The sequence below is a fragment of the Kitasatospora sp. NPDC058048 genome (assembly GCF_042885555.1).
GTDB classification, from domain to species: domain Bacteria; phylum Actinomycetota; class Actinomycetes; order Streptomycetales; family Streptomycetaceae; genus Kitasatospora; species Kitasatospora lactacystinica.
Window position 1 is genome coordinate 18848 of the sequence record NZ_JBHVRT010000064.1, and the last position, 12833, is coordinate 31680.

Consider the following 12833-nt stretch of genomic DNA (forward strand, 5'->3'; position numbering starts at 1 on the left):
AACGTTCGGGGTCTGTGTGGCCGGCGGTCGGCTCCCCCGGGGCATGCCTCGCCCGTCAGTCGCCCTGCCGCCGAAAGACCAGCGTGCCACACCTGCGGGTGGCCTCGACTCCCCCGGGTAGGTGCAGCGGGCCCTGTCCGCGCCATCCGGTGACCAGCAGGTCGATCGTCTCCAGGTGCCGGGCGAACAGGTCCCCGGCCGGACAGCCCGCCCGCAGCGCGGCCCGGCGCAGCACCCGGCGGCGCACCGCGGGCGGCAGTTCGGCCAGTTTCACGGCGTCCAGGGCGCCATCGCCCGTACGGAGGTCGCGTTCGGCCAAAGAGGCCCACTGGTCGAGGGCATCGGCGTCGTCGCGGAACAGCCGGGCGGTCCGGGCCAGCGCCTCGACCACGCCACCGCCCAGGTGCTTCTCCAGGACCGGCAGCACCTCGTGGCGGACCCTTGAGCGGGTGTAGGCGGGATCACAGTTGTGCGGGTCGTCCCAGACCGGGATCGACTGGGCGGCGCAGGCCTGCCGGGTGGCGGCCCGGTCCAGCTCCAGCAGCGGGCGGCGGTAGCGGCCCTTGTGGGCGGGCATCCCGGCCAGCGAACGGGCGCCGGAGCCGCGGGCCAGGCCCAGCAGCACGGTCTCGGCCTGGTCGTCCCGGGTGTGGCCGAGCAGCACCGCGATCGCTCCGTGGCGGTCGGCGGCCGCGTCCAGGGCGGCGTAGCGGGCGTCCCGGGCGGCGGCCTCCGGGCCCCCGGCGCGGCCGACCCGCACCGGGACGGCCTCCACCGGGTCGAGGCCGAGCGTGCGCAGCCGGTCGGCCACCTGGGCGGCGCGCTCGGCGGAGCCGGCCTGGAGGCCGTGGTCGACGGTGACGGCGCCGACCCGCAGGCCGATCTTGGGGGCCTCGAAGGCGGCGGCGATGGCCAGCGCCATCGAGTCCGCGCCGCCGCTGACCGCGACCAGGATCAGCGGTGAACCGGGCGCGGCCGGGGTGCGGGGCAGCCCGGAGGGGTGGCGCGCGGCGTTGCCGATCAGGGTGGTGCCGACCGCGGCGCCCACCAGCGGCGCCCCGGCCGGGCGCTCGCGGGGCTCGCGCACGGGCGCGGTGAAGGTGGTACCGGCCTCGGCGGCGAGGTCGGTGAGCGTACGGCGAACGGCCAGGCGTATCGCGGCGACAGCGGGGTGAGGGCCCACGGCGGAAGACTCCTCGTCGGAGGGGACAGGACTCGCGGCGGACGCGGCGGGGACCGCGCACCGCATGAGCGCCCTGTTACCGGGCGCTCACAGATGGTGGCAGAAAGGAGCGACCCGCTACGCCACCCGCGCCACCGGTACGACCACCGTCCCACGTACGGGTGAATGAAGAAACGCTTCTTCACCCGTCGTCTGGCCGATTGGACCACTCGTACGAGCGGGTTTGACCGACGCGCGCCGCTTGCCGCCCGGCTCACGGCGCGCCCGCGTCAGGAGCACCCGCTCAGCGGGCCACCCTGGCCACCCAGGCGGCCGGATCGTGGATCTCGTCCTTGGTCGGCAGGGTGTTCGGGGAGGTCCACACCCGGTTGAACCCCTCCATGCCGACCTGCTCCACCACGCCGCGCACGAACACCGCGCCGTCCTGGTACTGGCGCAGCTTCGCGTCCATGCCGAGCAGCCGGCGCAGCAGCAGGTCGAGCCGGTTGGCGCCGCGGTCCCGGCGCTGCTGGAACTTCTCCCGGATCTCGGCGACCGTCGGCACCACCGCCGGGCCGACGCCGTCCATCACCACGTCCGCGTGGCCCTCCAGCAGCGACATCACGGCCGTCAGCCGGCCGAGGATCTCGCGCTGCGCGGGCGACTGGACGATCTCCAGCAGGTTCCCGGAGGAGGCGCTCTCCCGGTTGCCGCCGCCCGGCAGGCCGCCGAACGAACCGGCCGCGTCCCGCAGCCGCTCCAGCAGGGCGCCCGGGTCGACGTCCGTCTCGGAGAGGAAGGACTGCACCTCGGACTGGATGTGGTCGCGCAGCCACGGCACCGCCGTGAACTGCGTCCGGTGCGTCTCCTCGTGCAGACAGACCCAAAGCCGGAAGTCGGACGGGTCGACGTCCAGCTCCCGCTCGACGTGCACGATGTTCGGCGCCACCAGCAGCAGCCGGCCCGGCCCGGGGCCGTCCGGCCCCAGCCGCGGCTTGTCGAACAGCGCCGCCGGGCTGTCCGGCGCCTCCAGCGGGGGCTCCGCCGGGGCGAAGGTCTCGTACTGGCCCAGCACCTTGGTGGACAGGAACGCCAGCAGCGCCCCGACCTCGATCCCGGTGGCCTTCTCGCCCACCGCGCCGAACACCCCGGCCGTCGCGCTGTTCGCCCGACGCGCCTGGAGCTTCTCCACCAGCGGCTGGACGACCGTGCGGAAACCCGCCACGTTGGCCCGGATCCAGCCGGGTCGGTCCACCACCAGCACCGGCGTCGCCGCGGCCCGGGACAGGCTGGACGAACGCATGCCGGTGAACGCCCGCACATGCTCCTCCGCCTCCAGGGCGTGCCGGCGGAGCTCGGCGACCACCGCCGCCGCTTCCTCCCGGCTCACTTCCGGCCCCGGCCGCACCAACCTGGTCGCGGTTGCGACCGCGAGGTTCCAGTCGACCATGTCAGCACCGCCACTCGCGCTCGTCATGCCCTCACCGTACGTGCTCCCCACCACCGGCGGCAGCCACCCGCGGCCAAGACCTCTCCCCCGACGGCCGATCGGCACGGCCGGCGCGACGGGACGGGCGGGGCCGGGTCAGTGGCAGCCGCAGCCGCCGAGGCGGCCGGCGACCCGGTCCATGGCGGCGCGGGCGGTGTCGGCGGGGGCGGTGGTGCGGGTCATGACGGCGAAGGCGAGGAGGCGGCCGTCGGCGTCGACGACGGTGCCCGCGAGGGTGTTGACGCCGTTGAGGGTGCCGGTCTTGGCGCGGATCAGACCGGCCGCGTCGGCGGCGCCGGACCCGGAGCCGTAGCGCTTGTTGAGGGTGCCGGTGAAGCCGGCGACCGGGAGGCCGGTGAGCACCGGGCGCAGGGTGGGGTGCTGCTCGGAGGCGGCCAGCGCGAGGAGCCGGGTCAGGACCGCGGGCGGGATCGCGTTGCCCGGGTGCAGGCCGCTGCCGTCGTTGAGCACCACGCCGCCCATCGGCACCCCGAGCCGGGTGAGCTCCTGGGTGACGGCCGCCGCGGCGCCCTCGAAGCTCGCCGGCTGGTGGGCTGCGACGGCGACCTGACGGGCCATCGCCTCGGCGAGCTGGTTGTCCGAGGTGGTCAGCAGGCGCTCCACCAGCCGGGCGACCGTCGGCGAGAAGACGTCGCCGAGCGGGGCCTGACCGGAGGCGGTCGGGGCGGGGGCGGGCGCCGCGGCGGGGGCGGCCTTGCCCGTCACCGTGATGCCGCGGGCCCTGAGCAGGGCGGCGAAGGTCTCGGCGGCCGCGGCCGCCGGGTCGGCGACCCGGTCCGGCGCGTCCTCCCGGCTCTTCGGGTCCACCCTGCCCTCGTCCACCATCAACGGGACCACCAGGGCGATGTTCTGCCCGTCGTGGTTCCGGTGCTGCGGGCTGCCCGCGTACAGCGACAGGTCGTAGTCCAGCCGGACCGTCGTGGTGCCGAGGCTCTTGAGGGTGTCGGCGGTCTGCCGGGCGAGGAGGTCCAGCGAGGCGGGGGCGGTGTCGGCGTCGGCCGGCTGCCCGCCGATCTGCACCTGGTCGGCGGGCAGTGCGGTGAGCGTCGGATCGCCGCCGCCGACCAGGGTGATCGTGCCCGGGTCCGCGCCCCGGACCACCCGGGTGTGCAGCCGGGTGTCCGCCGGGATGAGGGACAGGGCCGCGATCGCGGTGGCCAGCTTGGTGGTGGAGGCGGGAGTGGCCGGGGTGTTCTCCCCGGAGCCGTACAGGAGTTGGCCGGTGCCGGCGTCCGCGACGGCGAAGGTGACCTCGCCGAGGCTCTTGTCTGCGAGGGCGGCGGCGAGCGCCTGCTGGAGGCCCTGCGCGGTGGGGACAGCGGCGCCCGTGGCGCCGTCCACGGCGGCCAGGACGGCGCCCGGCGCGGGCGCCGGGCGCGCGCCGGGCGCGTCGCTGCCGCCGGCGGTGGGGGCGGCGGGCCCGGAGGCCACGGGCGGCACGGCCCGACGGGTGGGCTCGGCACCCGGACCGTCGTTCGACCGCGGTCCGGCGCCGCCCTTCCCGTGGTCGCCCTTCCCCCGGTCGCGGCCGCCCTGCCCGTCGTGGTCCTCGTCCTCGCCGTGCCCGGCACTGTGCCCACCCGGCGGCGGGGACGGCTGCGCGTACGCACCACCCGAGGTCAGGACCGTACCGACGACCAGCAGCGCCGCTCCGACCAGCCCCGCGGCCGTCCCCCCGCGACGGCGCGCCGCCCCTCCCCCTGCTCCCACCGACCGGCCCCTTTCCCGAGCACTCGCTCCCGTAGGAGACACTTGGATTCTGTCAGTCCCTACCTTGGAGGAACCGTTGGAGTTCGACGTCCTTATCGAAATCCCGAAGGGCTCTCGTAACAAGTACGAGGTCGACCACGAGACCGGCCGTCTGCGGCTCGACCGGATGCTCTTCACCTCGACCCGCTACCCGGCCGACTACGGCTACGTCGAGGGCACGCTCGGCGAGGACGGCGACCCGCTGGACGCCCTGGTCATCCTGGACGAGCCGACCTTCCCGGGCTGCCTGATCAAGTGCCGCGCCATCGGCATGTTCCACATGACCGACGAGGCCGGCGGCGACGACAAGCTGCTCTGCGTCCCGGCGACCGACCCGCGCTGGGAGCACCTGCGCGACATCCACCACGTGTCGGAGTTCGACCGCCTGGAGATCCAGCACTTCTTCGAGGTCTACAAGGACCTGGAGCCCGGCAAGTCCGTCGAGGGCGCCGACTGGGTCGGCCGCGCCGAGGCCGAGGCCGAGGTCACCGCTTCGATCAAGCGTCTGGCGGAGCAGGGCGGCCACTGAGCCGTCGTTCCGATCTCATTCGATCGAGAGCGGTTCGAGGCAGGTCGGGACAGCCCGGGGCCGGGGTTCGCGGATTTCTTCCGCGGGCCCCGGCCTCTGTCGTTCCCGGGGACGGGACGGTTTGCCGACACCCTGTCGGCATGATGCGAAGTTAGGTTAGGCTAACCAAAACATTCGGTCCGACTCCGAACGGCCGACCCCGAACGGCCAACTCCGAACGGCCGACCCCGAACCCTGGAGGCCGCATGCCCACGCCCGCGCCCGCCCCGTTCTCCACCGTGCTCCGCACCGCCAGCAGCGAGGAGCACGAGGCCGCCGAGCAGTCCACGTTCATGAGCCGGCTGCTGGGAGGCCGACTCGGGATCGAGGCGTACGCCGACCTCACCGGCCAGCTCTGGTTCGTCTACCGGGCCCTGGAGGAACGGGCGGAGCAGCTCGCGCGGCACCCGCTGGCGGGCCCCTTCATCGACCGGGCCCTGCTGCGCACCCCCGCCGTCGAGCGCGACCTGGCGCACCTGCGCGGGCCCGACTGGCGGGACGGCCTGGCACCGCTGCCGGCCACCGCCGCCTACGTCGCCCGGGTGGAGGAGCTGGCCGCCACGTGGCCGGCCGGGTACCTCGCGCACCACTACACCCGCTACCTGGGCGACCTGTCGGGCGGCCAGATCATCCGGGGCGTGGCCGAGAAGACCTGGGGCTTCGAGCGCAAGGGCGACGGCGTGCGGTTCTACGTCTTCGAGGAGGTCGACAACCCGGCGGCCTTCAAGCGCGAGTACCGGGCCAAGCTGGACGCGGCCGGGGAGGCGATGGACGAGGTCGAGCGGCGCCGGGTGGTCGAGGAGTGCAAGCGGGCCTTCGTGCTCAACGGGGCGGTCTTCCGCGACCTGGATGCGCGTTACCCGCTGAGTGCATAAACGTTTCCCCCTGGTTTTCGAGGGACGGCCCCGACGAGCGGTTGCTCGCCGGGGCCGTCGCCGTCTCCGCCCGCCCGTCAGGCCCGGGCGGCACCGCGGCGGTTGCGCACCAGCGCGGTGGCGCCGCCGCCGAACAGCAGCAGCCCGGCCGCGGTGGCCAGCAGCGGGACCACCGGGGTGTCCGCACCGGTGGCGGCCAGCGAGCCGCCGCCCGTACCGGTCAGGCCGCTCGTGGTCAGCGAGGCGCCACCGGACGTACCGCTGCCGGCGCCCTGACCGCCGCCGGCCGCCGAGCCACCGCCGGTGGAACCGGCGGGCGGGGCGGTCGGCAGCTCGGCGTCCTTGTCGAAGGCGAGCGTGGCGCTGACCGGGTCCAGGGCCGTACCGGCCGGGTAGTTGGAGAACGCCGGCACGCCCTCGGCCGTGAGGGCGGCCGGGACGTTCGCCAGCGTGACCACGCCGCCGACCGGCTTCAGGGCGGAGGCCGGAACATCGAGCCTGGCGATCCTGGCACCGCGCAGCGAGGTCGACGCGCCGTCCGGGGACCTGCCGTTGACGTCGGCGGTCAGGAACGCCCCGTCCCGGCCGATCGTCAGGCCCAGCTTGGACAGCGTGGTGTCCAGCGCCCAGCCGTCCTTGCCGGGGTGGCCGAGGAAGCGGACCGAGCCGTCGAAGGCGGCGGTCAGCGAGTGGTCGGCGGTGTTGTACGCGCCGGTGGCGCCGCCGAAGCGGTAGTCGGCCGCGCCACCGCCGAACTCGACCTTCCCGGCGGCCATCGGGGACGCCAGGTAGGCGCGGAAGCTCTCCTTGACCTTCCAGTCCAGCGCCCCCTTCAGCACCGGCAGGCCGGACGGGGTGGCGCTCGGCGACCGGCCGGCCGAGGGCGAGGAGGTGGCCGAGGGCGTGCCGGACGGGGTCGGGGTCGGCACGGCGGTGGGCGTGGCGGTGGGGCTCGCGCTCGGGCCGCCGGTCGGGCTTCCGGTCGGGCTCGGGCTCGCGCTCGCGCTCGGTGAGGAGGTGGCGGACGGCGCCGTGGTGGCCGTCGCGGTCGGCGAGGGCGTGGCCGGGCCCTGCTTCAGCAGCAGCGACAGCGGGTCCATGTCCGCCCCCGCCGGGTAGAAGCCGGCGAAGGCCCGGGCACCCTGCTCGGTCAGCCTGGCCGCGGCGGGCACCCCGTTGGTGGTGTCCCGCGCGACGGTGAACGTCACCAGCGGCACATCGTCCCGGCGGGTGACCTCGGTGGCGCCCGTCGACTCCTTGGAGGCGGTGTCGGCGGTCAGCGTGCCGGTGGTGCCGGAGGTGGTGATCCGCAGATCGCTGAGCGCGACGTCCAGGGCGCCGTGGTGCGCGGTGAAGTGCACGCCGCCGGCGAAGGAGGAGCTGAGCGCGTGCGTGGTGAGGTCGTACGCCGCGTTCGCCAGGCCGAAGTGGAAGGTGCCGTCGGCGTTGCGGGTCGCACCGCCGGTCAGCTCGATCGCGCCTCCCTGGGAGGCCGGGCCCTCGATGTAGGAGCGGAAGCTCGCCTTCACGCCCCAGTCCAGCGCGCCGGTGTCGTACGTGACGCTGCTCGGGCCGCCCGCGCCGAAGGCCAGTGCGGGGGCACCGAGGGCGGTCAGGCCGAGACCGGCGGTGACGGCCGCGAGGGCGGCCGGCCGGGTGCGGTTGCGGGACATGCTGGGTACTCCGTTCGGATGGGGGAGGGAGCGGGGGGACGCTCCCGGGGGGTCAGGCCGCTTCGTCGGCGTCGGGCCCGGCGGCCGGGGCGCCGGCCGCGGCGGCCGCCCGGCGGCGGCGGACGAGCAGGCCGCCGGTGGTGGCGAGGGCCGCCACCAGCACCGCGCCACCGGCCACGGCGGCCACCGGGGCGCCGTCCGAGGAGGCGGCGGCGACGGGCCCGGCGGCCGGGGGCACGGCGGGGCTCGCGGCGGCGCTCGGCGGGGTGGCCGGAGCGCTGCCGAGGTCGGGCAGCGGGGGAAGCGCGGCGGCCGGGTCGAGGGCGACGGCGAAGCTCAGCGGGTCCATCCCGGTGCCCGCCGGGTACAGCCCGCCGAAGGCCCCGGCGCCGCCCTCGGTGAGTTCCAGCGGCAGTTCGACGGCCCGCAGCAGGCCGCCCTCGACCGCGAGGCCGGCCGGGTCGAAGGTCGCCAGCTCGACACCGGGGAGCTGGCGGGTGCCGCCGTCCGGGGTCCGGCCGGAGACGTCGGCGAGCAGTCGGCCCCGGCCGCCGGAGACGGTGACGCCGGGGTTGGCGAGGGTGAGGTCCAGGCCGTAGCCGTCGCCGGCGCGCATTCCGGTGAAGCGGACGGTGCCGGTGAAGGCCGCGGTCAGCTCGCCGGTGGCCGGGTCGTACCCGCCCTTGGCCGGGGTCCAGCGGAAGAACGCGCCACCGTCCGCCGCCCCGCCGCCGAGCTCCCAACGGCCTTGGGCGACAGCGCCGGTGACGTAGTCCCGGAAGGTGCGGCGGACCCCCCAGTCGAGGGCGCCGTCGGCGAACCCGGTGCGGGCCGGGGCCTGGGCGGTCGGCGCGCCCGTCGGCCCGGACGCCGGCGCGGCGGTCGGAACCGGCGTCGGCGTGGTCGCGGGAGCGGCGGTGGGCACGGGGGTGGCGGCCGGCGCGGGCGCCGCGGGCTTCTCCTGGGCGGCGGGCAGGTTGACCGACAGCGTGAGCGGGTCGAGGGCCGTACCGGCCTGGTAGAAGCCTCCGAAGGCCTTCGCCCCGGCGTCGGTGAGGGTCGCCGGGACGCCGCTCAGCGTCAGGGTGCCGGCCGCGCCGCGCAGGTCGACGCCGGCCAGCGAGAGGTCGGCCAGCCTGGCCTGGCTCGCACTGCTCACCTGGCCGGTCTCCCTGGACTTGCTGCTGACGTCCGCGTACAGCCCGGCCGCGCCGCCCTGGACGGCCTTGAAGGTGAGCCGGCCGACGCTCAGGTCGAGCGCGTCGGCGCCGCTCTCCCGGTGCCCGGTGAACCGGACGCCGCCGGAGAAGGCGGCGGTCAGCGCACCCGCCGCCGGGTCGTAGGTGCCGTTCGCGGAGTGGAACCGGAAGGTGCTGCCGCCGACCGTGGCCGCGCCGCCGGTCAGCGACCAACTCCCCTGGGCGATGGGCCCGGTGACGTAGGTCAGGAAGGACTGTTTGATCCCCCAGTCCAGTCGCCCGCCGGAGACCCTGCCCTCGGCGGCCGACGCCGGTCCCGGTGACAGGCCCACCGCCAGCAGGGCGGCGAGGGCGGCCACCAGGGTGGCGGCCAGACGGCGGAGCCGGCTGGACAGGGGCACGGCGGATCACTCCTCGGGGGGGCGCGGGGGGATGGCGCAGGGGGGCAGGCGACTGCCACCCCCTTGCGGAACTGAGGTAAGGCTAACCTAATATATGAGTCAAGAGCCCCCGCCGCCCCGCTCCCCCACCCCGGGCAGCGCGGCACCAACTCCCCGTGAAGGGAACCAGGTTGAGCAGCAGTACGATCCGATCCAGGGCGGCCCGCGGGCCCGTCCTCCTGCTGCTCGCCCTCGGCCTGCTGCTCGCCCTCACCGCCTGCGGCACCGCCGGCGGAACGGTCACGGCAACCGCCTCCCGGGCACCCGACACGGTCGAGCCGCCCGCCACCGAACCCGTCCCGCGCCTTCCGGCCACCACCGCCTCCGCCGACGGCCGCCAGGTCACCGTCACCAGCGCCGAACGGATCATCCCGCTCAACGGCAGCCTCGCCGAGCTGGTGTTCAGCCTCGGCCTCGGCCCCAAGGTGGTCGCCCGGGACGTCTCCACCACCTTCCAGCAGGCCGCCGCGCTCCCGGTGATCACCCAGGCCCACGACGTCTCCGCCGAGGGCGTGCTCTCGCTGCACCCCACTGTCGTCCTCGCCGACCGCTCCACCGGCCCGGCCGAGGCGATCGCGCAGATCCGGGCGGCCGGCGTCCCGCTGATCGTCCTGGACGACGCCAAGCGGCTGGCCGACGTCGGCCCGCGCGTCGACACCGTCGCCGCCGCCCTCGGAGTCCCCGACGCCGGACAGCAGTTGAAGGAACGCACCGCACAGCGGATCGACGAGGCCGCGGCCGCCGTCCCGGCCGCCGGCCGCCACCCCAGGGTCGCCTTCCTCTACCTGCGCGGCAGCGCCTCCGTCTACCTGCTCGGCGGCCCCGCCTCCGGCGCCGGCTCGCTGATCGAGGCGGTCGGCGGCGAGGACGCCGGCACCGCCGCCGGCCTCACCGGCGACTTCACCCCGCTCACCAGCGAGGCCCTGGTCAAGGCCGCGCCCGACGCGATCCTGGTGATGAGCAAGGGGCTGGACTCGGTCGGCGGCGTGGACGGCCTGCTCAAGCTGCCCGGCGTCGCCCAGACCCCGGCCGGGCTCGACCGCCGGATCGTCTCGATCGAGGACGGCCGGCTGCTCAGCTACGGCCCGCGCACCCCGCAGGTGCTGCGGGACATCGCCGCCCAGCTCTACCCGGCGGACGCCAAGTGACCCTCGCCGCGAGCCGGAAGGCCCTCCCGACCGCCCGCCGCACCACCCTGCTCACCGCCGGGCTCGCCGCCGCCCTGCTCCTCTGCGCCCTGCTCGCGGCCGGGGTCGGCGCCTACCGCATCCCGCTCGGCGACATCCTCGCCTCCACCGCCCACCGCCTCGGCCTCGGCGGCCACGCCCTGGACCGGGTACCGGAGTCGGTGCTGTGGAACGTCCGGCTGCCGCGGGTGGTGCTCGCCCTGCTGGTCGGCGGTTCGCTGGGCTGCGCCGGCGCACTGATGCAGGGCGTGTTCGGCAACCCGCTCGCCGAGCCCGCCGTGATCGGCGTCTCCTCGGGCGGCGCGGTCGGCGCGGTGGCCTGCATCGTGCTCGGCCTGGACGCCCTGGGCAGCTGGACGGTCACCGCCTTCGCGTTCGCGAGCGGCCTGCTGACGGTCTTCGCGGTGTACGCCATGGCCCGCTCCGGCGGGCGCACCGAGGTGGTCACGCTGATCCTCACCGGCGTCGCCGTGAACGCCTTCTGCGGCGCCCTGATCGGCATCCTGCTGTTCACCGCCGACTCCGCCGCGATCAGCCAGGTCACCTTCTGGCAGCTCGGCTCGCTCGCCCAGGCCACCTGGGGCAAGGTGCTGGCCGTCCTGCCGTTCGCGCTGGCCGGTCTCGCCGTCGCCCCGCTGTACGCCCGCAAGCTGGACCTGCTGGCCCTCGGCGAGCGCCCGGCCCACCACCTCGGGGTGGACGTCGAGCGGATGCGGCTGGTGCTGATCACCGTCGTCGCGCTGCTCACCGCCGCGGCCGTCGCGGTCAGCGGGATCATCGGCTTCGTCGGCCTGGTCGTCCCGCACCTGCTGCGGATGCTCGCCGGCCCCGGCCACCGCTTCCTGCTGCCCGCCTCCGCGCTCGGCGGCGCGCTGGTGCTGGTCGTCGCCGACCTCGCCGCCCGCACCCTCGCCGAGCCGGCCGAACTGCCGCTCGGGGTGCTCACCGCACTGATCGGCAGCCCGTTCTTCTTCTGGCTGCTGCGCCGGACCAGGACCAGGCAGGGAGGCTGGGCGTGAAGCTGCGCCGCCACCGGGAGATCCCCGAACGACCCGTACCCGGAACCGAGTTGCTCGCCGCCGAGGCCGTCCGGCTGAAGGTCGGCGGACGCCCGCTGCTGGCCGGCGCCGCCGTCCGGGTGGCGGCCGGCGAGGTGGTCGCCCTGCTCGGACCGAACGGCGCGGGCAAGTCCACCCTGCTGTCCGTACTGGCCGGCGACGTCCGGCCGGACAGCGGCGGGGTCACCCTGCGCGGCCGTCCGCCGAGCGACTACGACGCCGCCGAACTCGCCCTGCACCGGGCGCTGTTGCCGCAGTCCGCCGCACTGTCCTTCCCGTTCCCGGCCGACGAGGTGGTCCGGATGGGCCGCGCGCCGTGGGCGGGCACGGCGGCGGCCGCCGAGGACGCGGCGGCCGTGGCCGAGGCGATGGCCGCCACCGAGTCCACCGCCTTCGCCGGGCGCCCGTTCACCGCCCTGTCCGGCGGCGAGCGGGCCCGGGTGGCACTGGCCCGGGTACTGGCCCAGCGCACCCCGCTGCTGCTGCTGGACGAACCGACCGCCGCCCTCGACCTGCGCCACCAGGAGCTGGTGCTGCGGGTCGCCCGGGCCCGGGCCGCGGCCGGGGACGGGGTGGTCGTGGTGCTGCACGACCTGTCCCTGGCGGCGGCCTACGCGGACCGGGTGGTCCTGCTGACGGACGGGGCGACGGTCGCGGACGGTCCGGTTGCCGAGGTGCTGCGGGCCCCGCTGCTCAGCGAGGTGTACGGGCACCCCGTGGAGGTGCTGGCGCACCCGCGCACCGGGGTGCCGCTGGTGCTGCCGGAACGCGGCTGAACCGGGCCGGTCCTGCCGGGCCGGTCCTGCCGAGCCCGGTCGGGCTTCCGGACCCGGTCAGTCCTCCAGCCGGAAGCCGACCTTGATGCACACCTGGTAGTGCTTGATCCGGCCCTCCTCCAGGTGCCCCCGGACCTGCGAGACCTCGAACCAGTCGAGGTTGCGCAGCGTCCGGGAGGCGCGCTCCACCCCGTTGCGGATCGCGGCGTCGACGCTCTCGGTCGAGGACCCTACGATCTCGGTCACCCGGTACACATGGTCGGTCATGGCGGACTCCTCAGCTGTGCGACGGCCCCCGGTCCACCGTGCACCGGCCCGGGTCCGCCCGCACCCGGACGGGCGGCCGCCGACCGCTCAAAAAACGCCCTAGGGCCTGTCTTCAAACCCCCGTCGTCCGCCCGGAGGGCGGGCGGGGCGGCGTTGGGGTGCGTGCATCGCAAGGCGGAGGAGGGAGCCACTGCGGAGCATTGGCGACCGACGACAACGCGGCGAGGTGCGTGCCCCGGCGTTGCCCCGCAGGCGGGGGTTTGAAGACAGGCCCTAGGCCGTGTCTCATAATTGATCTTGTGGTGGGTCGAGGAGAGATAACGGATGCCGCGTGGGCTCGGATAGAGCCGTTGTTGCCGCAGCGGGACG

At 75.5% G+C, this 12833-nt stretch carries 11 protein-coding genes; 5 read left to right on the plus strand and 6 right to left on the minus strand.

What is annotated here, in order from left to right:
* Nucleotides 1–55: 55 nt before the first annotated feature.
* The 3 genes from tilS to dacB all read right to left on the minus strand — a co-directional run bounded on the left by tilS (nucleotide 56) and on the right by dacB (nucleotide 4382).
* Nucleotides 56–1183: a tRNA lysidine(34) synthetase TilS gene (gene tilS / locus ACFVVA_RS39860; RefSeq protein ID WP_387695567.1), complete on the minus strand. Its 1128-nt coding sequence runs from the start codon at nucleotides 1181–1183 to the stop codon at nucleotides 56–58.
* A 283-nt stretch (nucleotides 1184–1466) separates the two neighbouring features.
* Entirely contained in the window at nucleotides 1467–2639 is a 1173-nt protein-coding gene (locus tag ACFVVA_RS39865) for a zinc-dependent metalloprotease (protein ID WP_359909377.1), read from the minus strand.
* A gap of 108 nt (nucleotides 2640–2747) precedes the next feature.
* Nucleotides 2748–4382 carry a D-alanyl-D-alanine carboxypeptidase/D-alanyl-D-alanine-endopeptidase gene (gene dacB / locus ACFVVA_RS39870; protein WP_387695569.1) on the minus strand — a complete coding sequence of 545 codons (1635 nt, stop codon included), beginning with the start codon at nucleotides 4380–4382 and terminating at the stop codon, nucleotides 2748–2750.
* A 76-nt stretch (nucleotides 4383–4458) separates the two neighbouring features.
* On the opposite strand from dacB, the gene ACFVVA_RS39875 reads away from it, so the two are divergent.
* Entirely contained in the window at nucleotides 4459–4950 is a 492-nt protein-coding gene (locus ACFVVA_RS39875; protein WP_188300447.1) for an inorganic diphosphatase, read from the plus strand.
* Between the two features lie 245 nt (nucleotides 4951–5195).
* Entirely contained in the window at nucleotides 5196–5864 is a 669-nt protein-coding gene (locus ACFVVA_RS39880) for a heme oxygenase (biliverdin-producing) (protein WP_387695570.1), read from the plus strand.
* Nucleotides 5865–5941: 77 nt separating this feature from the next.
* On the opposite strand, the gene ACFVVA_RS39885 is transcribed toward ACFVVA_RS39880, so the two are convergent.
* Both ACFVVA_RS39885 and ACFVVA_RS39890 read right to left on the minus strand, forming a co-directional pair.
* Entirely contained in the window at nucleotides 5942–7537 is a 1596-nt protein-coding gene (locus tag ACFVVA_RS39885) for an HtaA domain-containing protein (protein ID WP_387695572.1), read from the minus strand.
* A gap of 52 nt (nucleotides 7538–7589) precedes the next feature.
* Nucleotides 7590–9137: an HtaA domain-containing protein gene (locus ACFVVA_RS39890; RefSeq protein WP_387695573.1), complete on the minus strand. Its 1548-nt coding sequence runs from the start codon at nucleotides 9135–9137 to the stop codon at nucleotides 7590–7592.
* Between the two features lie 170 nt (nucleotides 9138–9307).
* On the opposite strand from ACFVVA_RS39890, the gene ACFVVA_RS39895 reads away from it, so the two are divergent.
* Genes ACFVVA_RS39895 through ACFVVA_RS39905 form a run of 3 tightly spaced genes read left to right on the plus strand, consistent with a single transcriptional unit; the run spans nucleotide 9308 to nucleotide 12197 of the window.
* On the plus strand, nucleotides 9308–10324 hold the full coding sequence (locus ACFVVA_RS39895; RefSeq protein ID WP_387695574.1) for a hemin ABC transporter substrate-binding protein: 1017 nt from the start codon (nucleotides 9308–9310) through the stop codon (nucleotides 10322–10324).
* Entirely contained in the window at nucleotides 10321–11382 is a 1062-nt protein-coding gene (locus ACFVVA_RS39900; RefSeq protein WP_387695575.1) for a FecCD family ABC transporter permease, read from the plus strand. Before ACFVVA_RS39895 ends, ACFVVA_RS39900 begins: the two co-directional genes overlap by 4 nt.
* Complete coding sequence (locus ACFVVA_RS39905; protein WP_387695578.1) at nucleotides 11373–12197, plus strand: heme ABC transporter ATP-binding protein; 825 nt, start codon at nucleotides 11373–11375, stop codon at nucleotides 12195–12197. The genes ACFVVA_RS39900 and ACFVVA_RS39905 overlap by 10 nt, the downstream gene beginning before the upstream one ends.
* 57 nt (nucleotides 12198–12254) lie before the next feature.
* Here ACFVVA_RS39905 and ACFVVA_RS39910 read toward each other — a convergent pair whose 3' ends face one another.
* Entirely contained in the window at nucleotides 12255–12464 is a 210-nt protein-coding gene (locus tag ACFVVA_RS39910) for a dodecin (protein WP_359909395.1), read from the minus strand.
* Nucleotides 12465–12833 lie beyond the last annotated feature (369 nt).